The organism is Pseudomonas sp. lyk4-R2A-8, from assembly GCF_030209095.1.
Lineage (GTDB): Bacteria > Pseudomonadota > Gammaproteobacteria > Pseudomonadales > Pseudomonadaceae > Aquipseudomonas > Aquipseudomonas quebecensis.
Map to the genome: position 1 here is coordinate 361,989 of NZ_JARVSS010000002.1, position 24,168 is coordinate 386,156.

Below are 24,168 nucleotides of genomic sequence, written 5' to 3' on the forward strand. Positions count from 1 at the left end.
GCAACCCTTCAACAAGGAGCAAACCATGCCTCAAATCAAACGAATTATTGAGACCGCGCTGTATGTGGATGACCTCGAGCGCGCCAAAGCATTTTACAGCCAGCACCTGCAACTGGAGGCGATGGTCGAGAGCAGCGTGCTCGTCGCGTTCAACGTCGGTCAGCAGAATACTCTCTTGTTGTTCAAACGGGGCGCCTCCCTGCACACCAAATACTTGAGCGGCGGCGAGATCCCGCCCCATGACGCCAACGGGCGTATCCACATCTGTTTCGCCATCGACGCCGAAGACCTGCCAACCTGGGAACAGCGTCTGGACGCGGCCAATATCGCTATCGAAGGGCGTACGCACTGGCCCAAGGGTGGGTCGAGTGTGTACTTTCGCGACCCGGATGCGAATCTCGTCGAACTGTTGACACCGGGCTGCTGGTCCATCTATTGATGACTCTTCAAGGAATGAAGCTTATGCCTTACGTCAGCACACCGGGACGTGCCGTTTCCCGAACCACCGTAACGTTGCTGATCGCCGTGCTCCTGCTGCTCGCCGTGGCCTGGGGCCTGTGGCGCTGGAGCCATCCGGCCGTTGCCGCCTATGCCCCGGCGCCGATAAAAGTTGCGATTGAGCCGGTCAGCGGTGCGCCGTTCTCCCGCTACCTGGAGGCAATTGGCGAGCTGGAAGCGGTGCAACAGGTGAGCGTGCCCGCCGAGGTCGGCGGGCGCGTCGTGCAGTTGCCGGTGGAATCCGGTCAGCGCGTAGAGCGCGACCAGGTATTGGTCAAGCTCAACGATGCGCCACAGCGCGGCAGCCTGATGCGCCTGCAAAGCGAGCTGGAAAACGCCAAGGTCAAGTTGGAACGCTCGCGCAGCCTGGTCAAGGTCAACGCCATTTCCCACGAAGCCTATGACAATGCCCAGACCGAGTACACCACCGCTCAAGGGGCCCTGCAGGAACTCAAGGCGCAGATCGACCAGTTGACCATTCGCGCGCCGTTCGCCGGCACACTGGGAATTCGCAAGGTGCACCTGGGGCAGTACGTCAACCCAGGCGACAGTCTGATCAACCTGGTCGGCGACCAGGGTTTGTACGTCAATTTCAGCGTGCCGGAACAAGCTTTGGCGCAACTCAAAGTAGGTAACAGCCTGAACGTGCAACTTGATGCCCTGCCGGGGCAGCGCTACACCGCGCGCATCAGCAGCATCGACCCGTTCCTCGATCGCTCGCGCACCCTGAGTGTCCAGGCTCTGCTGCAAGCGCCGACACACGGCGCCTTGCCGCGCATGTTCGCCAAAGTGCGCCTGCCCCTGCCGCCGTCGAGCACTACGCTGACCGTGCCGGAAACGGCGATCACCTATAACGCCTACGGCGAAGATGTATTTGTGGTGCAGCCCGCGCCAGACGCCGACACCCCGCCGACTGTACGCCGGGTGCTGGTCAAGACCGGCGAACGCCGCGATGGCCGGGTGGTGATCGACTCAGGTTTGAATCCGGGTGAACAGGTGGTCATTTCCGGGCAGATCAAGCTCAGTGACGGCGCTGCCATCGAGCCCATGGAACGCACCGTATTGAACGATGCGAACGTGCCCGCGCGATTGAGCATGACCGGAGACCAGCCGTGAAATTCACCGACCTCTTCGTGCGCCGTCCGGTGCTGGCCCTGGTGGTCAGCCTGCTGATCGTGCTGACCGGCCTCAAGGCTTACCTCGATCTGCCCGTGCGCCAGTACCCGCTGCTGGAAAGCTCGGTGATCAGCGTCACCACTGACTATCCCGGCGCTCCCGCCGAACTGATGCAGGGCTTCGTGACCCAGCCGATCAACCAGTCGCTGGCCTCGGTGAAAGGCGTGGACTACGTCAGCTCGTCCTCAGTGCAGGGCCGCAGCCAGATCACCTTGCGCATGGCGCTCAACCAGGATTCGGCCAAGGCCCTGAGCGATGTGATCGCCAAGGTCAACCAGGTCAAATATCGCCTGCCGGAACAGGCTTACGACCCGGTGATCGAACGCTCCGCCGGCGATGCAACGGCGGTGGCCTATGTGGGTTTTTCCAGTGACTCGCTGTCTGCTTCGGCCCTGAGCGACTACCTCAGCCGCGTGGTGCAGCCGCTGTTTTCCACCATCGAGGGCGTAGCCAAGGTCGAGACTTTCGGTGGCCAGCGCCTGGCCATGCGCCTGTGGCTCGACCCTCAACGCATGGCCGGCCACGGCATCAGTGCCGCCCAGGTCGAACAGGCGATCCGTGCCAACAACTTCCAGGCCGCGCCGGGCCAGATCAAGGGTCAATACGTGGTCTCCTCGATCCAGGTCAATACCGACTTGAGCAGCCTGGATGAGTTTCGCGACATGGTCCTCAGCAACAACGGTGATCGCCTGCTGCGCCTGCGCGATATCGCCACGGTGGAACTTGGTTCGGCCGTCTATGAAACCAGCGCCTTGATGGATGCCAAGCCGGCGGTGCACCTGGGCCTGTACGCGACGCCCACGGGCAACCCGCTGCTGATCGTCGCCGATATAAAGCGCCTGCTGCCGGCCATCGAGAAAACCCTGCCGCCGGGGGTCAACGTGGCCTTGGCGTTCGAGACCGCACACTTTATCGAGGCATCGATCATCGAAGTGATCGAAACCCTGATCGAAGCGATCCTGATCGTGGTGGTAATCATCTACCTGTGCCTGGGCTCGGTGCGCAGCGTGATCATCCCCATTGTCAGCATCCCGCTGTCGATGCTCGGCGCCCTGGGCCTGATGGCACTGTTCGGCTTCAGCATCAACCTGCTGACGCTGCTGGCCATGGTACTGGCCATCGGCCTGGTGGTGGATGATGCCATCGTGGTGATGGAAAACATTCACCGTCACCTCAAGGAAGGCCGCACGGCGTTGCAAGCCGCGCTGTTCGGCGCGCGGGAAATCGCCTCGCCGGTAATCGCCATGACCATCACCCTGGCCGCTGTCTATATGCCTATCGGCCTGATGAACGGCCTGACCGGCGCGCTGTTCAAGGAGTTCGCCCTGACCCTGGCCGGCGCGGTACTGGTCTCCGGGATCATCGCCCTGACCCTCACTCCAGTGATGTGCGCCAAGCTGCTGCCCAGCCACGAACATGAAGGGCGCATGAGCCGCCTGGCCGAACGCTTCTTCCAACGCCTGGCACGCCTGTATCAACGCGCGCTGCTCAGCTCGCTGCGCCAGCGTGGGCTGATCCTGCTGCTGGGCGCACTGGTGCTGATCAGCCTGCCCTGGCTGTACGGGCAGGCCAGCAAGGAACTGGCGCCGAATGAGGATCAGGGCAACCTGCTGCTGGCAATCAAGTCACCGCAGCACGCCAACCTGGATTACGTGGAGCGCTACGCCTATCAGTTGAGCGAGATCCTCGGCCAGCTGCCGGAGGCCGTCAGTACGTGGATCATCAATGGCAACGACGGGGTGGCGGCCAGCTTTGCCGGGGTCAACTTCAGCGAGTGGTCGCAGCGCCAACGCAGCGCCGCGAGCATCCAGGCCCAATTGCAACAAAGCGTGGACGCGGTGGAGGGCAATTCGATTTTCGTGTTCCAGCTGCCGCCACTGCCCGCCTCGACCGGGGGCTTGCCGGTGCAGATGGTCATCCGCAGCACCGAGGACTACCGCTCGCTGTACCAGGCCATGGAAGAGCTGAAAACCCAGGCACGGGCCAGCGGACTGTTTGCGGTAGTCGACAGCGACCTGGCGTTCAACAACCCGGTGACCCAGGTGCGCATCGACCGCAGCAAGGCCAACAGCCTGGGAATTCGCATGCAGGACATCGGCAGTACCCTGGCGGTGTTGATCGGCGAAAACTACACCAACCGTTTCGCCCTGCAAGGCCGGTCCTATGATGTGATTCCCCAGAGCGAGCCGTCGCAACGCCTTACGCCCCAGGACCTGAATGCCTTCTACCTGGATACCGACGCAGGCCAGCAGGTGCCGCTGTCGACCGTGGTCAGCCTGCATGGCGTGATTGAGCCGAACAAGCTCAAGCAGTTCAACCAGCAGAACAGCGCGACCTTTCAGGGCATTCCAGCGCCGGGGGTCAGCCTGGGCCAGGCGGTGGCGTTCCTGCAGAAGTACAGCCAACAGCTGCCCGCCAGCTTCAGCCATGACTGGCAGGCCGATTCCCGACAGTTCATCCACGAAGGCAATGCGTTGATGTTGACGTTCCTGTTTGCGCTGATCGTGATCTACATGGTGCTGGCCGCGCAGTATGAAAGCCTGACCGACCCGTTGATCATCCTGATCACGGTACCTCTGTCGATCTGCGGCGCATTGATCCCGCTGGCCCTGGGCTTGGCCACGATCAATATCTACACGCAGATCGGCCTGGTGACGCTGATCGGGCTGATCAGCAAACACGGGATCCTGATGGTCGAGTTCGCCAATGAATTGCAGGTGCTGTACCGCTGCACCCCGGCGCAGGCGATCATCCGCGCGGCGCGGATTCGCCTGCGGCCGATCCTGATGACCACGGCGGCGATGGTGGTCGGCCTGGTACCGATGCTGTTCGCGTCCGGGGCCGGCGCCAGCAGTCGCTTTGGCCTGGGCCTGGTGATTGTGATCGGGATGCTGGTGGGCACGTTGTTCACGCTGTTCGTGCTGCCGTCGGTGTACACGCTGTTGTCGCGTGCGCATAAGCCGGCGATCGATTGGGCACTGGTCGAAAAAACCGCCTGATAAAAACGGGCGCCCCAAGGGACGCCCGTTCCAGTCAGTGCATCGTTTAGAGATGGGATTCGGCGTATTCGGCAAGAATCGAGCGAGGCACCCCTTGCAGCGCAATGTGCACGCCGTTCGGGAAATCCTTGAAGCGTTCCGTCAGGTAAGTCAGCCCGGAACTGGTCGCGGACAGGTAAGGGGTGTCGATCTGTGCCAGGTTACCCAGGCACACCACTTTGGAACCGGCGCCGGCACGGGTGATGATGGTTTTCATCTGGTGCGGCGTAAGGTTCTGGCACTCATCGATCAAAATCAGGCTCTGCTGGAAGCTGCGACCTCGGATGTAGTTGAGGGATTTGAACTGCAACGGCACTTTGCTGAGGATGTAGTCGACGCTGCCATGGGTGTTTTCGTCATCCATGTGCAAGGCTTCGAGGTTGTCGGTGATTGCCCCCAGCCACGGTTCCATTTTTTCCGCTTCGGTGCCGGGCAGGAAACCGATTTCCTGGTCCAGGCCCTGCACGCTGCGGGTGGCGATGATACGGCGATAGCGCTTGGTCACCATGGTCTGCTCGATGGCGGCGGCCAGGGCGAGGATGGTTTTGCCCGAGCCGGCGGCACCGGTCAGGTTGACCAGGTGAATGTCCGGGTCGAGCAGCGCATACAGCGCCAGGCTTTGATAGATGTCACGCGGTTTCAGGCCCCAGGCTTCCTGGTGCAACAGAGGCTCCTGATGCAGGTCGAGAATCAGCAGCTTGTCGACCTGGATCTCTTTGATCCAGCCCACAAAGCCCTGCTCATCGACAATGAATTCATTGATATGCACAGCCGGCAGGTTATCGGTGAGCTGAACCTGATGCCAGGTGCGGCCATGGTCCTGGCGGGTTTCGACCTTGCTGACGCGGTCCCAGAAGGAGCCGGTCATCATGTGATAACCACGGGAGAGCATCGACACGTCGTCGACCAGTTGGTCGGTGCTGTAGTCCTCGGCCGCGATCCCGCACGCGCGGGCCTTGAGGCGCATATTGATGTCTTTGGTCACCAGCACCACGCGCAGGTCCTTGTCACGCGCGTGCAGATCGATCAGCTGATTGATGATCTTGTTGTCGTTGAGGTTTTCCGGCAGCAGGCTGTTGGGTTCGTTGCGCTTGCTCATCAGAATCGACAGCAAGCCCTTGGGCCCGCTTTTGCCGCGCTGGATCGGCACACCGACCTCAACGTCGTCGGGCGAAGCTTCGCCCAATGTCTTGTCGATCAGGCGGATGGCCTGGCGGCATTCGGCGGCAACGCTGTGGTGGCCGCTTTTGAGTTTATCGAGCTCCTCAAGCACGATCATCGGGATAGCGACGTGGTGTTCTTCGAAATTGAGCAGTGCGTTTGGATCGTGGATCAATACGTTGGTATCAAGCACGTAAAGGATTGGCTGGTCGGAAGAAGGGTTACGTCCATGATCATCCATACTCGGTCACCTTTGTGGGAGCCAGTCGACGCAATACCTGGGCGGTGCTGCGCCTCGATTCGACCACCGAATGCACCTGAGTGACGTCAAGTGCATTGCCCACATGAGGAGTCTTGGAAGACGCCACCTGTGCTGCAGGTTTCGGCGATCTGACTTCGTAATACCGCAAAACGTGTGACAGGAAAAAGCACTTTGACGCTTTTTTGAAGTTTATTTTTCAGGATGACGAATAGCACTAGCCGAGTGCCAGCCACGCCGTTAAAGTCGGAAGTCCGCCTGCATCGAAATGTCGCACCAAATCACCCCGAAAACCGCGCATCCCCAGCAGGGCCGGGCACTTGCTCAAAACGCTTCGCGACAGTCCTGCCAGCCGAGCCCGCTCTGTGCCGTTGCCTGCAACAACCAGGGCAACGCCACCCGCGCTTTGTCCTGCGTGTCATGAAACACAATCACCCCTTTGCGCCACAACAGCATCAGCGTGAGCACGCGCTGCGCCGATTCTTGTGCCTTGAGCCTGCCCGGCTCATCCTGGGAATCGATGTCCCACAACGCCACCTGCAAGCCCTGTGACTGGAAGAACCCCTGGCTGTCCGCGCGACGCTGACCATAGGGTGGGCGAAACAGTGGCACATAGTTTTCCGGCATCAGGTTCTGCGCCAGCGCAGCGCTGCGGGTAATCGAACTTTGCCAGTCCACCCAGTGGCTGTGGGAGCGGTACTGCCAGCCCTGGGTGCCCACGCACTGGCCTTGGTACAACGCCTGCACATCGGCGGCGGAGCTGCGCTCCAGGCGGGTCTGCAGGCTGCTGCCGAGGACAAAGAAAATCCCGTTCATCTTCTGTTTGCGCAGATAGTCGGCGAGCCAATCAGTGTTGCCGCTGACAGGCGCGGGGCCGCCGTCGAAGGTCAGCAGGAACAAACGGTCATTGAATTCATCGCCGTTGCGCTCATGTTCGCCGAAGCGCGCGACTTCGCTGCCGATCTGCGGAAACAGCGCGGCCTTGCGCAGCAACTCGTCCAGGTAGCGCTCATGGAAGGCATGACTGGGGGCAGCCCAATCTATATAGAAGGAGTTTGCGCTGACCTCGAACTTGCCGGCCTCTTCGCGCAGGTCGTCCATGTTTTCCACCAGATAGCAGAAGGAGGCATCCACCTCGCAGCTCTGCTGGGCCACGCTGTAATTCTCCAGCAGGCGCCGCCACAGTTCACGACGCAGATCGTTGATGGCCGCCAGGTTGATGATCTTCAGCCCCAGCCGCTGCTTGAGCGCGGCGTCATCCTGAGTTTCGCTGGCCAGCAGGCTGTGAGCAAACATCAGGATTTCGGCACGCGAGCCCACATCGAACAATGCCGGGCTGGTGAGCTTTTCGGGCCAGGTGCCACGGTCCAGGCTGGCGACGTCCACCGACGCCGCCTGAGCGCTCATGCACAACAGACCAGCGGACAATAAAAGCGCTATTCGCACACAGGGTCTCCCTCTCCAGAACTACCGGCCATCATAGCGGATCGTGCCTATCGCCATCATAGGTGGAGTCAAATCGCCCAAGCCCCTAGAATCGCGCCCACGATTACAGGAGCCAACTTCATGCTGATGGTGATTTCCCCCGCCAAAACTCTCGATTTCGAGTCAAAGCCGGTCACTGCGCGCTTTACCCAGCCGCAGTACCTGGACCACTCACAGGAACTGATCGAGCAACTGCGCCAGTTCAGCCCGGCGCAGATCAGCGAATTGATGCACGTCTCCGACAAGATCGGCGGCCTCAACGCCGCGCGTTTCGGCAGCTGGACACCGGCCTTTACGCCCGAAAATGCCAAGCAGGCCCTGCTGGCGTTCAAAGGCGACGTGTACACCGGCCTCAACGCCGACACCTTCAGCGACGCCGACTTCAGCTACGCCCAGGACCACCTGCGCATGCTCTCGGGCCTGTACGGCCTGCTGCGCCCATTGGACCTGATGATGCCGTATCGCCTGGAGATGGGCACCAAGCTGGCCAACGCTCGTGGCAAGGACCTGTACGCCTTCTGGGGTACGCGGATCAGCGAATGGCTCAATGAAGCCCTCGCCGCGCAAGGTGATGATGTGCTGCTCAACCTGGCGTCCAACGAGTACTTCTCGGCGGTCAAACGCACGGCCCTGAACGCCCGGATCATCAATACCGAGTTCAAGGACCTGAAAAACGGCCAGTACAAGATCATCAGTTTCTACGCGAAAAAAGCGCGGGGCATGATGAGCCGCTTCGTGATCGAAGAACGCATCAACGACCCGGCCAAGCTTAAGGAGTTTGATGTACAGGGCTACCGCTTCAATGCGCAGCAGTCCAAGCCGGACAACCTGGTGTTCCTGCGCGATCATGCACCGCAATAAGGCCGTACCAGCCTTTCTCAGACAATGAAATCCAAATGTGGGAGGGGGCAAGCCCCTCCCACATTTTGTTTGCACTTCAGACAAAATCGCCATTTATTTGACGTCAAAAAATATCACGACACAACCCTATCAATAGTTTCACTCGACATTCATCGAATTTTTTCGTAGTGGCACTGGTTTTTTTTAACACTAGTGGCACAAAACTATCCCTGCGTGCCAACTCCCCATAACTACTGGCCCAAATAGCAAGTGCTATCAATATAGTACTAGTGCCATCTCTGCTCGTATTTCAAGAAATTTCAGGAAACAGGATGAGCGGCCAGGAACTTCGTCCTAAAGCGCCGCTCATACCACCGGTAACGAAATTCTCTGATGCTGTAAGAGATGACTTACATGGCGACCAAAGGAAGTAGCGAAGTTGTCACATTAACTTTGACTCATGGGTCATATTACCGACTGACTAGTTAAAGGCGGCAATAAGGAAGTATTGCCACGAACTATAAGGCCAAGGCTGCGCTTACCCCAATGGGTCAGTGATACATCCCAAGGTTTTGATTTTTATAGGCTTATTGCCTCTATCAAAGCTCTGTGGCACTGGCGCCAGGCCCTTCTCCCAGGAAGGCCGGCTGCATTTGAGGGCAAGCCCCAATAACAAGGCCATGTTGCGCCCTACTTGAGTGCAATTATTAGTCACTCACTATTTAACATGCCTGTACGCGGCAAGTCGGCGTCTATTCGCCCAACTTCCGCGGGCATCAGTGACGCTTGCAAACATGAACTCCGGCCATTTATTGGCATGATTAACACCGTCTTCAATGACAACGAGGTAAATGCGATGCGCATCAGCATATTTGGTTTGGGTTACGTTGGCGCTGTCTGTGCCGGTTGCCTGTCTGCCCGTGGCCACGAAGTAGTCGGCGTGGACATTTCCAAGGAAAAGATCGACCTGATCAACGCCGGCAAATCGCCAATCGTTGAACCGGGTCTGGGCGAATTGTTGAGCCAGGGTATCCAAACGGGTCGACTGCGCGGCACCACCAACTTCGCCGAAGCCATCCGCGATACCGACCTGTCGATGATTTGCGTCGGCACGCCAAGCAAGAAAAACGGCGACCTGGAACTCAACTACATCGAGTCGGTATGCCGCGAGATCGGTTTTGTTCTGCGTGACAAGACCACCCGCCACACCATCGTGGTGCGCAGCACCGTGCTGCCGGGCACCGTGGCCAACGTTGTGATCCCGATCCTGGAAGACTGCTCCGGCAAGAAAGCCGGCGTCGACTTCGGCGTCGCGGTCAACCCGGAATTCCTGCGTGAATCCACCGCCATCGCCGACTACGACCTGCCACCGATGACCGTCATCGGCGAGTTCGACAAAGCCTCCGGCGATGTCCTGCAGTCGCTGTACGAAGAACTCGATGCACCGATCATCCGCAAGGACATCGCCGTTGCCGAGATGATCAAGTACACCTGCAACGTGTGGCACGCCACCAAGGTCACCTTCGCCAACGAGATCGGCAACATTGCCAAGGCCGTCGGCGTCGACGGTCGCGAAGTGATGGAAGTGGTCTGCCAGGACAAGACCCTCAACCTGTCCCAGTACTACATGCGTCCAGGCTTCGCGTTCGGCGGCTCGTGCCTGCCCAAGGACGTGCGTGCCCTGACCTACCGCGCCGGCTCCCTGGACGTGGAAGCACCGCTGCTCAACTCGCTGATGCGCAGTAACGAGTCCCAGGTGCAGAACGCCTTCGACATCGTCGCCGGCCACGACAAGCGCAAAGTCGCCCTGCTGGGCCTGAGCTTCAAGGCCGGTACCGACGACCTGCGCGAAAGCCCGCTGGTAGAGCTGGCCGAAATGCTGATCGGCAAGGGCTACGACCTGAGCATCTACGACAGCAACGTCGAGTACGCCCGTGTCCACGGCGCGAACAAGGACTACATCGAAGGCAAGATCCCGCACGTGTCGTCCCTGCTCAACTCGGACTTCGACGATGTGATCAACAACTCCGACGTGATCATCCTGGGCAACCGCGACGAGAAGTTCCGCGCCCTGGCCCATAACGCGCCGGACGGCAAGCAAGTGGTCGACCTGGTGGGCTTCATGTCCAAGGCCACCAGCGTGAGCGGCCGCACTGAAGGCATTTGTTGGTAAGGGGCAGCGGCTAGTTTCAAGCGGCAAGCGGCAAGTTAGAAGCGATCGTTTTTCAGCTTATAGCTTGCCGCTTGTGGCCCTACTCCCCCGTGACGGACACAAATATGCAACGGTTAAACCAAGCCACTGGCTGGCTAGTATTTCTGGCGCTTTTAGCGCTTCTAGCTCTGGCTTTGCCAGCCAGCACATTCGACTCCGAGTCGAAGAATTTTATTTTCCTGATTGGCGCCGTCGGTATCTGGCGCTACTCGATGGGTGCTACGCATTTCTTTCGCGGCATGCTGTTCCTGTATGTGGTCTACCCGCACCTGCGCCGCAAAGTCCGCAAGCTGGGCAAGGCCGCCGACCCGTCCCATGTGTTCCTGATGGTCACCAGTTTCCGCATCGATGCGCTGACCACCGCGCAGGTGTACAGCTCGGTGATTCGCGAAGCGATCGACTGTGGCTTCCCGACCACGGTGGTCTGCTCGCTGGTGGAGATGTCCGATGAGCTGCTGGTCAAGAGCCTTTGGGAAAAGATGAACCCACCGGAACACGTCAAGCTCGACTTCGTGCGTATCGCCGGCACCGGTAAGCGCGACGGCCTGGCCTTTGGTTTCCGTGCCATTTCGCGTCACTTGCCGGATGACCGCGCGGTCGTGGCGGTGATCGACGGCGACACCGTGCTCGCCGAAGGCGTTGTGCGCAAGACCGTGCCGTGGTTCCAGCTGTTCGGCAACGTCGGCGGCCTCACCACCAACGAGTTCTGCGAAGTGCGCGGCGGTTACATCATGAGCGAATGGCACAAGCTGCGGTTCGCCCAACGCCACATCAACATGTGCTCCATGGCCCTGTCCAAGCGCGTACTGACCATGACCGGTCGCATGTCGGTGTTCCGTGCGAGTGTGGTCACCGACCCGGGCTTTATCGCCGACGTGGAAAGCGACTCGCTGCAGCACTGGCGCCTGGGCCGCTTCAAGTTCCTCACCGGTGATGACAAGTCCAGCTGGTTCAGCCTGATGCGCCTGGGCTACGACACGTTCTACGTGCCGGATGCCGCGATCAACACCGTGGAACACCCGCCGGAAAAGAGCTTTATCAAGGCCAGCCGCAAACTGATGTTCCGCTGGTACGGCAACAACCTGCGCCAGAACTCCCGTGCCTTGGGCCTGGGTGTGCGTCGCCTGGGTCTGTTCACCAGCATCGTGTTGTTCGACCAGCGCGTGTCGATGTGGACTTCGCTGCTCGGCCTGACCGTGGCAATCATCGCCACCTTCAAGTACGGCGGCGCGTTCATCCTGGCGTACCTGCTGTGGATCGGCATCACCCGCCTGATTCTGACCCTGCTGCTGTCGTGCTCCGGCCACAAGATCGGCCCGGCCTACCCGCTGATTCTCTATTACAACCAGATCATGGGCGCGTTGGTGAAGATCTACGTGTTCTTCCGCCTTGATCAACAGTCCTGGACCCGCCAGGACACCAAACTGACCCGCGATTTGGCCAGCTTTCAGCGTTGGTTCAACACCTGGTCGTCTCGGACCATGACCTTCTCCGCCGGCAGCATTTTCGTCGCCGTGTTGCTGATGATGGTCTGACCCAGCCAAGCCTGAATTAACTAGGAACTAGAACACTATGAACAGCCAAGTAAACGCCAACGTTGTCCACGAATCCGAAGCTCAGCGCCAGCACGCCCGCGTGAAAATCCCGGCCAAACTGCGCTTTTTCAACACCGACCGCAGCCAGACCGAAGCACGGGTGATCGACCTGTCCGCCGGCGGCCTGGCGTTCACCGCCACGCAGCCGCTGAACGTCGGTGAAGTGCACAAGGGTCGCCTGCAATTTGTCATCGATAACCTCGGCCTGGCCATGGACGTCGAGCTGCAGATCCGCTCCTACGACCGCCAGACCGGCCGCACCGGTTGCCAGTTCCAGAACCTCGACGCCCAGGATATCTCCACCCTGCGCCACCTGATCACCTCGCACTTGTCCGGTGACATCGTGACCATGGGCGACGTACTGGCGACCCTGCAGCGCGACAACTTCACCAAGGCGCGCAAGGTCAAGGACGGCGGCAGCAACATGAGCGCCTTCGGTCGCCTGCGTGCCGTGACCTTCAGCCTGGCGATCTTCCTGGTGGGCCTGGCGGCGTTCGGGTTTGTCTTCAAGTCGATCTACGGCATGTACTTTGTCAGCCACGCCCAGGCCGGCCTGGTCAGCGTACCGGGCATGAACGTGACCATGCCGCGCGACGGCACCGTGCAAAGCCTGCTCAAAGGTGATGCGGTGGCCGCCAAGGGCGCGCCGCTGGCCACCTTCAGCACCAGCATGCTCGACGTGCTCAAGGGCCACCTCGACGAAGACCAACTGCAACCGGCCAAGGTCGAAGAACTGTTCGGCAAGCAAATGACCGGCACCCTGACGTCGCCGTGCGATTGCGTGGTAGCGCAGCAACTGGTCGCCGACGGCCAATACGCCAGCAAGGGCGACGTGATCTTCCAACTGGTGCCACGTGGCAGCCAGGCCAACGTCGAAGCGCGCTTCACCTACCGCCAGTTCGCCGACGTGCGCCCAGGTACGCCGGTGAGCTTCCAGGTCGCCGACGAAGAACAACTGCGCACCGGCACCATCGTCAGCAGCACCAGCCTGAACAGCGCCGACCTGTCCTCCGACATCCGCGTGCAGATCAAGCCTGACGCGCCGCTGGACAGCACCTACGCCGGTCGCCCGGTGGAAGTGACCAGCGACCGTGGCCCGTCGCTGAACTGGCTGATCGACAAAGCCATGGCTCACGGTCTGTAAGCGAGGACATGCCTGTGACTCTTCCGAATACACCGTTGACCAATGTGGGAGCCGGGCTTGCCCGCGATGGGATCGACTCGGTACATCTGCAACACCGAGGTGCCCGTATCGCAGGCAAGCCAGCTCCTTCCAGATCGCACTTCGCCTCGGCTTACTGCGCACTGGCCCTGGCCATCTCGCTGGCCGGTTGCGCCGGCCTGCCCGACCAACGCCTGGCCAACGAAGCGCTCAAGCGCGGCGACACCGTCACCGCGCAGCAGAATTACCAGCAACTGGCCGACCTGGGTTACAGCGAGGCCCAGGTGGGCCTGGCCGATATCCAGGTAGGCACCCGCGACCCGGCGCAGATCAAACAGGCCGAGGCCACGTACCGCGCCGCAGCGGATACCTCGCCTCGCGCCCAGGCGCGCCTGGGTCGCCTGCTGGTGGCCAAGCCCGGCGCTACCGAGGCCGAGCACCACGAAGCCGAAACCCTGCTGAAAAAAGCCTTTGCCAATGGCGAAGGCAACACCCTGATTCCCCTGGCGATGCTGTACCTGCAATACCCTCACAGCTTTCCCAACGTGAATGCCCAGCAGCAGATCAGCCAGTGGCAGGCGGCGGGTTACCCGGAAGCGGGCCTGGCCCAGGTGCTGCTGTATCGCACCCAGAACACCTACGATCAGCATCTGGATGATGTGGAGCGCATCTGCAAAGCCGCGCTGAGCACCACCGACATTTGCTACGTCGAACTGGCCACGGTCTACCAGAAGAAAGCCGAGCCGGAAAAACAGGCCGAACTGCTCAAGCAGATGGAAGCCGGCTACAGCCGTGGCACTGTCACCGCTCAACGGGTCGACAGCGTTGCCCGCGTATTGGGTGATGCCTCCCTGGGCAAGACCGACGAGAAAACCGCCCAGGCCCTGCTGGAAAAAATCGCCCCCGGCTACCCGGCTTCCTGGGTCAGCCTGGCGCAACTGCTCTACGACTTCCCCGAACTGGGCGACGTCGAGCAAATGATGAAATACCTGGACAACGGCCGCGCCGCCGACCAGCCGCGCGCTGAACTATTGCTGGGCAAGCTCTATTACGAAGGCAAGTGGGTGCCGGCCGATGCCAAGGCTGCCGAGGCGCATTTCGAAAAGGCCGTAGGCAAGGAAGTGGCCGCCGATTACTACCTCGGCCAGATCTATCGCCGTGGCTACCTGGGCAAGGTCTACCCGCAAAAGGCCCTGGACCACTTGCTGACCGCTGCGCGCAACGGCCAGAACAGCGCCGATTTCGCCATCGCCCAATTGTTTTCCCAAGGCAAGGGCACCAAGCCCGACCCTGTCAATGCGTATGTCTTCAGCCAGTTGGCCAAGGCCCAGGACACGCCGCAGGCCAATGACCTGGCCGCTCAACTCGAAGCCCCGCTGACTCCTGAACAACGCGCCCAAGGCCAACGCCTGGTGCAACAGGAGCTGGCCGCACGCGGCACCTTGGCCCAAAGCACGCTGCAACTGCACGCCCTGCAAGAAGAAGACGGCGAGGAATCCCTATGAAGCTCAACCCATTCGTCAAGGCCGGTATCGGCCTGACCTTCGCCCTGCTGTGGTCGTGCCCGACCCTGGCCGCGCTGACCGAAGCCAAGAACTTCGGCCTGGAAGTCAAAGCCACCGCACAGTCCGAAGACGACCGCGACCTCGGCACCCAGAAAGGCGGCGACGTCAACGGTGTCGGCCTGGACCTGCGCCCGTGGATCTACGGCGAGAGCGGTAACTGGAGCGGCTATGCGATGGGCCAGGCGGTGGTGTCGAGCGACATCATCGAGACCGACACCCTGCAGCAGTCGGCCGATGATGCAAACCAGCAAACCACTAACAACGACCGCAAGGCCAAGAAAAACTACCTGGCGATGCGCGAGTTCTGGGTCGGCTACAGCGGCTTCACGCCCTACCCCGGCGAGATCCTCAAGTTCGGTCGTCAACGCCTGCGCAACGACGACGGCCAGTGGCGCGACACCAATATCGAGGCGCTGAACTGGACCTTCGACACTACCTTGCTCAAGGCCAATGTGGGCGCCGCCGAACGTTTCAGCGAATACCGCACCGACCTCAAGGAACTGTCGCCCAAGGACAAGGACCGCCAGCACTTCTACGCCGATGCGTCCTACCAGTGGATGCCGGGCCAGTGGATCGGCCTGCGCGGCCATCACACCCATGACGACGGCAAGCTGGATTACCCGGAACCGGGCGTGCCCACCGACTCGTTGGACAAACGCGAGAACGGCGACCTGACCTGGCTCGGCATCGAAGCCAACAGCGACGCCTACAACTGGCGCAACACCAACACCGTCAACTACTGGGCCAGCATCACCGGCATGCAGGGCGACCGCGACACGGTCAACGCCCTCAAAGCAGACGGCAGCCGCCCGGACCAGGCCAAGCGCAGCGATGACGTGAACGGCTGGGCCACCGACCTGGGTATTCGCCTGCGTCTCGACCCGCAGTGGCAAGTGGGTGCGGCGTATGCCCGCGCCAGCGCCGAATACGAACAGAACGGCCTGCAGAGCAACCGCTCGAATTGGACCGGCACCCAGTCCCGCGTGCACCGCTTCGGCGAAGCGTTTCGCGGCGAGATGAACAACATGCAGTCCATGAGCCTGTTCGGTTCCTGGCAGCTGCGCGAGGACTACGACGCCAGCCTGGTGTACCACAAGTTCTGGCGCGTGGACGGCAACAAGCCGGTGGGCAGCAATGGCATCGATGCGGTGCAGAACAACACCGATGACGTGACCGGCGCGATCCTGTCCAGCACCTCGCTGCCGCTGGAAGATGGCAAGAAAGACCTGGGCCAGGAGATGGACTTGGTGGTCACCAAGTACTTCAAGACCGGCCTGCTGCCGGCCGCGCTCAGCCAGTCGATCGACGAGCCGTCGGCGTTGGTGCGGTTCCGTGCCGGTGTGTTCAAACCGGGTGACGCCTACGGCAGCCAGGTCGACTCGTACATGCATCGCGCGTTTGTCGACGTGATCTGGAAATTCTGATGGGAGCCTGTGCAATGAATGCTCAAAGCCTACTCGTCGCGGCAATGCTGGTGGCCAGTGCCCCGGCATTTGCCGACACGGCGGCCAAGGCGCCTACCATCGCCAAGGAACTGCAACAGGCCAAGACCTACACCATTTCCAGCCCGCCGACCGCGCCGCTGGAGATGGCCAAGCCTGCCCTGCCGGACCTGTCGGGCTACACCGCCGCGGCCATGGAAAAAAAGATCGTCAGGACCAAGCCGGGCAAGATCAGCATCCGTCGCATGATGCAGGAAGACGCGCTCAAGGACTTTATCGGCGGCGATAACAAGATGGCCGAATGGGTGGTGCGCCAGCACGGCATTCCCCAGGCGATCTTTGTCGACGACGGCTACATGAACCTCAAGGACCTGCTGGGCAAAGTGCCCAAGCAGTACCTGAGCGAAACTTCGCCGGGCGTGTTCCTGGCCAAGTTGCCGATCGTGGTCGGGCGCAAGGGCATCCTCGAAATCGACAAGCGCACCCAAGAGCTGCGCCTGTCCCAGGAAGCCGGTTCGTTCCTGATCAACGACGGCCAGCTGTTTGTGCGTGACACCAAAATCACTGGCTGGAGCGAGAAGGCCAACGGCCCGGCGCTGTTCAAGTCGCCCAAGGAATTTCGTCCGTTTCTGCTGGCCTGGGGCGGCACCGAGACCTACGTCGCCAACAGCAAGATGGCCAGCTTCGGCTACGCCAACAGTAAGTCGTACGGGGTGAGTATTTCCCAGTACACGCCGAACATGGCCAAGGTGCTCAAGCGCCCTGAGCCGACCGGCTGGATCATCGATTCCGAGTTCTCGGACATGTGGTACGGCTTCTACTGCTACGAAACCACGGGCTTCGTGCTCAAGGGCAACACCTACAAAGACAACATCGTCTACGGCATTGACCCTCACGACCGTTCACACGGGCTGATCATCGCGGACAACACCGTCTACGGCACCAAGAAGAAGCACGGCATTATCATTTCCCGTGAGGTGAACGACAGCTTCATCTTCAACAACCGCAGCTACGACAACAAACTCTCGGGCCTGGTGATCGACCGGAACAGCGTCAACAACCTGATCGCCGACAACGAGATCTACCGCAACCACACCGACGGCATCACCCTCTATGAGAGCGGCGACAACCTGCTGTGGGGCAACAAGGTGATCAGCAACCGTCGCCACGGCATCCGCGTGCGTAACAGCGTGAATATCAAGCTGTACGAGAACACCGCGATGGCCAACGGTTTGACCGGCGTCTACGGCCACATCAAGGACTTGACCAACACCGACCGCGACATCGCCCTCGACCCGTTCGACGCCAAGGTTTCGCTGATCGTGGTCGGCGGGGAACTGGCGGGGAACGGCAGCGGGCCGCTGTCCATCGACTCGCCGTTGAGTATCGAGCTGTATCGCGTGTCGATGCTGGCGCCGACCAAATCCAGCGGTATCAGCTTCTCCGGCGTCCTCGGCGATCGCCAGGAAGAGATTCTCGACCTGCTGGTGCGCCAGCAGAAAGCCGTGCTGATCGACCCTGTCGAACGCCAGACCGAAATGCAGGACTGAGGATGACCCTTATGCACCCACACATGATCAAACTGCTGAGCCTCTCGGGTCTGACCCTCGGCCTGCTCGCGGCCAGCCAGGGCGTACGCGCCGACGACGTCAAGGCGCCGACCTTCACCGCCGAACCGTGCTGCAGCCTGTGCCCGGCCGCCCACGACGCGAAGAATTACACCACGCGCTACCAGCAGAACTTCACCACCCTGGTCCAAGCCCAGGGCGACTGGCTGTTCCGTACCCAGGAAGACCTGCGCACCGAATTCGACACCACGCCGGCCGGCTACAAGCGCATGCAGCAGTTGCACGATGCGTTCAAGGCCAAGGGCGTGGAACTGGTGGTGGTCTACCAGCCGACCCGTGGCCTGGTGAACCGCAACAAGCTCAACCCTGCGGAAAAAGCCTCGTACGATTTCGACAAGGCGCTGACCAACTACAAGACCATGCTCGGCCGTTTCGCCAAGATGGGCTATGTGGTGCCGGACCTGTCGCCGCTGACCAATGAGCAGCTGCCGGACGAACTGCCGGCCCACGACTTCTACTTCCGTGGCGACCAGCACTGGACCCCGTACGGCGCTCAGCGCACCGCGAAAATCGTCGCGGCCAAGGTCAAGCAGCTGCCGCAGTTCGCCGATATTCCCAAGCGCGAATTCGAAACCAAGCGCACCGGACGCATGGGCAAGACCGGCACCCTGCACAACATGGCGGGGCAACTGTGCGGCACCAGCTACGCGATCCAGTACATGGACCAGTTCACCACCGAGCCCAAGGGCGAAGCGGGCGACGGCGACCTGTTCAGCGATTCGGGCAACCCGCAGATCACGCTGGTGGGCACCAGCCACAGCGGCAAGAACTACAACTTCGCCGGCTTCCTGCAAGAAGAAATCGGCGCCGACATTCTCAACGTCGCCTTCCCGGGCGGCGGCCTGGAAGGCTCGATGATCCAATACCTGGGCAGCGACGAATTCCAGAAGACACCGCCCAAGATCCTGATCTGGGAGTTCTCGCCGCTGTATCGCCTCGACCAGGAAACCATCTATCGCCAGATGATGGCGCTGCTGGACAACGGCTGCGAAGGCAAGACCGCACAGATGAGCGCCAGCGCCACCTTGAAGCCCGGCAAGAACGAATTGCTGGTCAACAGTTCGAACAAAGACCTGCGCAACGCCAACCACCAGGTTGATATCCGCTTTGCCGATCCGTCGGTGAAAACCCTGCAAGCCACCCTCTGGTACATGAACGGGCGCCACGAGGACATCAAGATCGAGAAACCCGAAACATCCGATACAGACGGGCGTTTCGCCTTTGAACTGCGCACCGATGAAGACTGGGCCTCGCAGAACTTGCTGGCCGTGGAAGTGCAGGGCCCTGAAAAGGGTGCCGCCGCGCAGAAGGTCGAAGCGAAAATTTGCACACGCAACGTATTCCCAAGCGGTGGTCAACAGACCGCCCAACTCGGGAAGTGAGGTTACTTATGCAAAAGTTGATGCTCCCTACCCTGCTGGGCCTGGCGATGTTCGCCGGTTCAGTCAACGCCGCCGCCCCGCTGCGTCCGCCTCAAGGCTATTTCGCCCCGATTGAAGCGTTCAAGACCGGCGAGGCCAAGGAAAACTGCGACACCATGCCGACGCCGTACACCGGGCCGCTGCAGTTTCGCAGTAAGTACGAAGGTTCCGACAAGGCGCGCTCAACCCTGAACGTGCAGTCGGAAAAAGCCTTTCGCGACAGCACCGCCGACATCACCAAGCTGGAAAAAGACACCAGTAAGCGCGTGATGCAGTTCATGCGCGACGGGCGCCCGGAGCAGCTCGAATGCACGCTCAACTGGTTGGTGTCCTGGGCCAAGGCCGATGCATTGATGTCCAAGGACTTCAACCACACCGGCAAGTCCATGCGCAAATGGGCGCTGGGCAGCATGGCCTCGGCCTATGTGCGCCTGAAGTTTTCCGACTCGCACCCGCTGGCCAACCACCAGCAGGAATCGCAGCTGATCGAAGCCTGGTTCAACAAACTGGCCGATCAAGTGGTCAGCGACTGGGACAACCTGCCGCTGGAAAAAACCAACAACCACTCCTACTGGGCCGCCTGGTCGGTGATGGCAACCTCCGTCGCCACCAACCGCCGCGACCTGTTCGATTGGGCGGTGAAGGAATACAAGGTCGGCGTGAATCAGGTCGACGACCAAGGCTTCCTGCCTAACGAATTGAAGCGCCAGCAGCGCGCGCTGTCGTACCACAACTACGCCCTGCCGCCGCTGTCGATGATCGCCAGTTTTGCCCTGGTCAATGGCGTGGACCTGCGCCAGGAAAACAACAGCGCGCTCAAGCGCCTGGGCGACAAAGTGCTGGCCGGGGTCAAGGACCCGCAGATCTTCGAGCAGAAGAACGGCAAGGAGCAGGACATGAAGGACCTCAAGGAGGACATGAAATATGCCTGGCTTGAGCCGTTCTGCACCCTCTACACCTGCGCGCCGGATGTGATCGAACGCAAGCATGGCATGCAGCCGTTCAAGACCTTCCGCCTGGGCGGCGACCTGACCAAGGTCTACGACCCGGCGCATGAAAAAGGCAATAAAGGCAGCTAGTCGCTGATCGTTCCCACGCTCTGCGTGGGAATGCAGCACGGGACGCTCTGCGTCCCAAAGCGTGACGCAGAGCGTCACAAAAGGCATTCCCACGCAGAGCGTGGGAACGATCAAAGCTTCCCCCGACACCGTGGGGGGGTTTGGGGGGGCCGTTGGCCCTTGACTGTTGGTTAAACATGGAGAGATCGGGATGGTTTTCTCGTCCAATGTGTTCCTGTTTCTGTTCTTGCCGATCTTTCTCGGCTTGTACTACTTGAGCGGGCAACGCTATCGCAATCTGCTGCTGCTGATTGCCAGCTACGTGTTCTACGCCTGGTGGCGGGTGGACTTCCTGGCGCTGTTTGCCGCCGTGACACTGTGGAATTACTGGATCGGCCTCAAGGTCGGTGCCGCCGGTGTGCGCACCAAACCGGCCCAGCGCTGGCTGCTGCTCGGCGTGGCCGTCGACCTGTGCATCCTCGGCTACTTCAAGTACGCCAACTTCGGTGTCGACAGCATCAATGTGATGATGAAGTCGATGGGCCTGGAGCCGTTCATCCTGACCCACGTGCTGTTGCCGATCGGTATCTCGTTCTACATTTTCGAGTCCATCAGCTACATCATCGACGTGTACCGTGGCGACACCCCGGCCACGCGCAACCTCATCGACTTTGCGGCGTTCGTGGCGATTTTCCCGCACCTGATCGCCGGCCCCGTGCTGCGTTTCCGCGACCTGGCCGACCAGTTCAACAACCGCACTCACACCTTGGATAAGTTCTCCGAAGGCTGCACGCGGTTCATGCAGGGTTTCATCAAGAAGGTCTTTATCGCCGACACGCTGGCGGTGGTGGCCGACCATTGCTTCGCCCTGCAAAACCCCACCACTGGGGATGCCTGGCTGGGTGCACTGGCCTACACCGCGCAGCTGTACTTCGACTTCTCGGGCTACAGCGACATGGCCATCGGCCTGGGCTTGATGATGGGTTTCCGCTTTATGGAAAACTTCAAACAGCCGTATATCAGCCAGTCGATCACCGAGTTCTGGCGCCGCTGGCACATCAGCCTGTCGACCTGGCTGCGTGACTACCTGTACATCACGCTGGGCGGCAACCGTAAAGGCACGCTGATCACCTATCGCAACCTGTTCCTGACCATGCTGCTCGGTGGCCTGTGGCACGGTGCGAACATCACCTACATCGTGTGGGGCGCCTGGCACGGCATGTGGCTGGCGATTGAAAAAGCCATCGGCCTGAACACCGCGCCGCGCAGTTTCAATGTGCTGCGCTGGGCCTTCACCTTCCTGCTGGTGGTGATGGGCTGGGTGATCTTCCGCGCCGAAAACCTGCACGTCGCCGGCCGTATGTACGGTGCGATGTTCAGCTTTGGCGAGTGGTCGCTGTCGGAACTCAACCGCGCCAGCCTTACCGGCCTGCAAGTGGCAACCCTGGTGGTGGCGTACGCAACCCTGGCGTTCTTCGGTCTGCGCGACTTCTACACCAATCGCCCCGCCGATAAAACCAAGCCGGCCGACCCGAGCCTGATCAAGGCCGTGCCGGGCGACAACCCCGGCAGCATCCATCAGCCCGGCTTCACCGTGGGCCAGGACGCCGCCGTGCAACCGGCCTACTGGACCGCTGACTGGCCACGCTACGCCATGCGCGCTGCGGTGCTGGCGCTGTTCGTGGCGTCGATTCTCAAACTGTCGGCGCAGAGTTTCTCGCCGTTCCTTTACTTCCAATTCTGAGGGAGCCGACCATGACCCGTTCATTACGCATCCTCTATATCGGCCTGTTCCTGGTGCTGTTGCTGGCACTGGGCGCCTGGTCGCTGCGCAGTTTCTTCGGCTTCAGCACCAATGCCGACGCCACCGTGCTCAACGGTCGCTGGACCAAGGCCGTCGAGACTCACTATGACGATGAGTTCCCGATCAAGCGCCTGGGCACCAACCTGTGGGCCGCGCTGGACTACAAGCTGTTCAATGAAGGCCGCCCTGGCGTGGTGCTGGGCCGCGATCACTGGCTGTACAGCGACGAGGAGTTCAATCCCGCCGTCAACGAAGACCAGAACCTGGAAGGCAACTACGCGCTGGTCGAAGGCGTGCGCCAGAAGCTCAAGGCCCAGGGCATTCAACTGGTGATGGCGATCGTGCCGGCCAAGGTGCGCCTGTACCCGGAACACCTGGGTGAAGTGAAGCCGGCGAGCATCCACGCCAACCTGTACCAGGACTTCCACGCCCGTGTCGCCGCCGACAAGATTCCTGCTCCCGACCTGCTTGGCCCGCTGCAACAGGCCAAGTTGAGCGGCAAGCAAGTGTTCCTGCGCACCGACACCCACTGGACCCCGGACGGCGCGGAAGTCGCCGCCAGGCAACTGGCCAAGGCGATTGCCGAGCAGACCCCGCTCAGTGGCGAGCCGCAGCGCTTTGTGACCGAGGCCGAGAAGATCGAGCCGCACAAAGGCGACTTGCGTCTGTTCCTGCCCCTGGACCCGCTGTTCGAAAACCTGATGCCGCCCAAGGAGCCGCTGGAAAAACGCGTTACGCACCTGGCTGAAACAAAAGGCGACGACGCGCTGTTCAGCGACAGCGAAACGCCAGTTGCACTGGTGGGCACCAGCTACAGCGCCAACCCGAACTGGAACTTCGTCGGCGCCCTCAAGCAAGCCCTGGGCAGCGATGTAATCAGCTACGCCGAAGACGGCCACGGCCCGATCCTGCCCATGCTCAGTTACCTGAAAAGCGACGACTTCAAGAACAACCCGCCACAAGTGCTGATCTGGGAGTTCCCAGAACGTTATCTGCCGGTCAACAACGAAATCGGTGATGCCGACCCATCGTGGGTTGCGCAACTTAAACAAGCCGGTTCACGCCAACAAAACATGGCACAGAACACCCTTAAAAAATCCGAGACGCCCGACCGGGCGCAAAACTGAAAGAGAGGTAACTCACATGACTTTCACTACTACTCCTCGTCGTCTCGCCAAGACCCTGGCCATCGCTGCCGGCTTGAGCTTCGTATCGATGTCTGCCTTCGCCGGCGGCGACGCCGCCCTGTACGGCCCGACCGCGCCAAAAGGCTCAAGCTTCGTGCGCATCTACAACGCCAGCAACCAGGAAGTCAGCGCTACAGTCGGCAACACCAACCTCAGCGAAGTGGCCCCGCTGGCCAGCAGCGACTTCAGCTTCATGCCAGGCGGTGACTACAGCGCCAAGGTGGGCAGCCAGACCGTGCCGGTCAAACTCGCCGCCGATCACTACTACACCCTGGTCAACAACAGCAGCGGCCAGCCGCAACTGATCGAAGAGCCGCCGTTCAAGAACAAGCAGAAATCCCTGGTGCGCGTGCAGAACCTCAGCGACAAGGCCCTGACCCTGAAAACCGCCGACGGCAAGACCGATGTGGTCAAGTCGGTGGCCGCCAAGGGCCGCGGCGAGCGCGAGATCAACCCGGTGAAGGTGAGCCTGGCGTTGTATGACGGTGACAAGAAAGTCGGCGATGTGAAGCCGGTTGCGTTGGAACGTGGTGAAGCGGCGGTGCTGTATGTAACGGGCTCGGGTTCGAGCCTGTCGCCAGTCTGGGTGAAACGCCCTGTGTCGACCCGCTGATTAGCTTTTGAAATTGACGCTCCC

At 60.7% G+C, this 24,168-nt stretch carries 17 protein-coding genes; 15 read left to right on the forward strand and 2 right to left on the reverse strand.

The window, feature by feature from the left end; all coding sequences use genetic code 11:
* Nucleotides 1–25 precede the first annotated feature (25 nt).
* The 3 genes from QRN10_RS02930 to QRN10_RS02940 are packed head-to-tail and all read left to right on the forward strand — an operon-like array spanning nucleotide 26 to nucleotide 4,673.
* Nucleotides 26–439 carry a VOC family protein gene (locus QRN10_RS02930; RefSeq protein ID WP_285427818.1) on the forward strand — a complete coding sequence of 138 codons (414 nt, stop codon included), beginning with the start codon at nucleotides 26–28 and terminating at the stop codon, nucleotides 437–439.
* Nucleotides 440–462: 23 nt separating this feature from the next.
* Nucleotides 463–1,614, forward strand: coding sequence for an efflux RND transporter periplasmic adaptor subunit (locus QRN10_RS02935; protein WP_181078473.1), 1,152 nt, complete (start codon nucleotides 463–465; stop codon nucleotides 1,612–1,614).
* Nucleotides 1,611–4,673 carry a MexW/MexI family multidrug efflux RND transporter permease subunit gene (locus QRN10_RS02940; protein WP_285427819.1) on the forward strand — a complete coding sequence of 1,021 codons (3,063 nt, stop codon included), beginning with the start codon at nucleotides 1,611–1,613 and terminating at the stop codon, nucleotides 4,671–4,673. Before QRN10_RS02935 ends, QRN10_RS02940 begins: the two co-directional genes overlap by 4 nt.
* Nucleotides 4,674–4,719: 46 nt before the next feature.
* On the opposite strand, the gene QRN10_RS02945 is transcribed toward QRN10_RS02940, so the two are convergent.
* Together QRN10_RS02945 and QRN10_RS02950 are read right to left on the reverse strand one after the other, a co-directional pair.
* A complete protein-coding gene (locus tag QRN10_RS02945) occupies nucleotides 4,720–6,114 on the reverse strand; it encodes a PhoH family protein (protein WP_253510567.1) in 1,395 nt (464 codons plus the stop codon).
* Nucleotides 6,115–6,456: 342 nt separating this feature from the next.
* On the reverse strand, nucleotides 6,457–7,578 hold the full coding sequence (locus QRN10_RS02950) for a polysaccharide deacetylase family protein (RefSeq protein WP_181078479.1): 1,122 nt from the start codon (nucleotides 7,576–7,578) through the stop codon (nucleotides 6,457–6,459).
* Between the two features lie 120 nt (nucleotides 7,579–7,698).
* Here QRN10_RS02950 and yaaA point away from each other — a divergent pair, with 120 nt between their 5' ends.
* The 12 genes from yaaA to QRN10_RS03010 all read left to right on the forward strand — a co-directional run bounded on the left by yaaA (nucleotide 7,699) and on the right by QRN10_RS03010 (nucleotide 24,144).
* Nucleotides 7,699–8,478: a peroxide stress protein YaaA gene (gene yaaA / locus QRN10_RS02955; RefSeq protein WP_253510565.1), complete on the forward strand. Its 780-nt coding sequence runs from the start codon at nucleotides 7,699–7,701 to the stop codon at nucleotides 8,476–8,478.
* A gap of 835 nt (nucleotides 8,479–9,313) precedes the next feature.
* The gene (locus tag QRN10_RS02960; protein WP_181078483.1) at nucleotides 9,314–10,630 is read left to right on the forward strand and encodes a nucleotide sugar dehydrogenase; all 1,317 of its coding nucleotides are present in this window, start codon (nucleotides 9,314–9,316) and stop codon (nucleotides 10,628–10,630) included.
* A 104-nt stretch (nucleotides 10,631–10,734) separates the two neighbouring features.
* The gene (gene alg8 / locus QRN10_RS02965) at nucleotides 10,735–12,204 is read left to right on the forward strand and encodes a mannuronan synthase (RefSeq protein ID WP_034137041.1); all 1,470 of its coding nucleotides are present in this window, start codon (nucleotides 10,735–10,737) and stop codon (nucleotides 12,202–12,204) included.
* 37 nt (nucleotides 12,205–12,241) lie between these two features.
* A complete protein-coding gene (locus QRN10_RS02970; protein WP_181078485.1) occupies nucleotides 12,242–13,408 on the forward strand; it encodes an alginate biosynthesis protein Alg44 in 1,167 nt (388 codons plus the stop codon).
* 8 nt (nucleotides 13,409–13,416) lie between these two features.
* Entirely contained in the window at nucleotides 13,417–14,931 is a 1,515-nt protein-coding gene (gene algK / locus QRN10_RS02975; RefSeq protein ID WP_285427820.1) for an alginate biosynthesis TPR repeat lipoprotein AlgK, read from the forward strand.
* A complete protein-coding gene (locus tag QRN10_RS02980; protein WP_181078486.1) occupies nucleotides 14,928–16,415 on the forward strand; it encodes an alginate export family protein in 1,488 nt (495 codons plus the stop codon). Before algK ends, QRN10_RS02980 begins: the two co-directional genes overlap by 4 nt.
* The gene (gene algG, locus QRN10_RS02985; RefSeq protein WP_253510563.1) at nucleotides 16,415–17,983 is read left to right on the forward strand and encodes a mannuronan 5-epimerase AlgG; all 1,569 of its coding nucleotides are present in this window, start codon (nucleotides 16,415–16,417) and stop codon (nucleotides 17,981–17,983) included. Before QRN10_RS02980 ends, algG begins: the two co-directional genes overlap by 1 nt.
* An 11-nt stretch (nucleotides 17,984–17,994) precedes the next feature.
* Complete coding sequence (locus tag QRN10_RS02990; RefSeq protein ID WP_253510561.1) at nucleotides 17,995–19,443, forward strand: alginate O-acetyltransferase; 1,449 nt, start codon at nucleotides 17,995–17,997, stop codon at nucleotides 19,441–19,443.
* An 8-nt stretch (nucleotides 19,444–19,451) separates the two neighbouring features.
* Nucleotides 19,452–20,561, forward strand: a complete 1,110-nt coding sequence (locus QRN10_RS02995; RefSeq protein ID WP_253510559.1) for a mannuronate-specific alginate lyase — start codon at nucleotides 19,452–19,454, stop codon at nucleotides 20,559–20,561.
* 190 nt (nucleotides 20,562–20,751) lie between these two features.
* Nucleotides 20,752–22,284: an MBOAT family O-acyltransferase gene (locus tag QRN10_RS03000; RefSeq protein ID WP_181078494.1), complete on the forward strand. Its 1,533-nt coding sequence runs from the start codon at nucleotides 20,752–20,754 to the stop codon at nucleotides 22,282–22,284.
* 11 nt (nucleotides 22,285–22,295) lie between these two features.
* The gene (locus QRN10_RS03005; protein WP_181078496.1) at nucleotides 22,296–23,471 is read left to right on the forward strand and encodes an alginate O-acetyltransferase; all 1,176 of its coding nucleotides are present in this window, start codon (nucleotides 22,296–22,298) and stop codon (nucleotides 23,469–23,471) included.
* A 16-nt stretch (nucleotides 23,472–23,487) separates the two neighbouring features.
* A complete protein-coding gene (locus tag QRN10_RS03010; RefSeq protein ID WP_253510557.1) occupies nucleotides 23,488–24,144 on the forward strand; it encodes an alginate O-acetyltransferase AlgF in 657 nt (218 codons plus the stop codon).
* Nucleotides 24,145–24,168 lie beyond the last annotated feature (24 nt).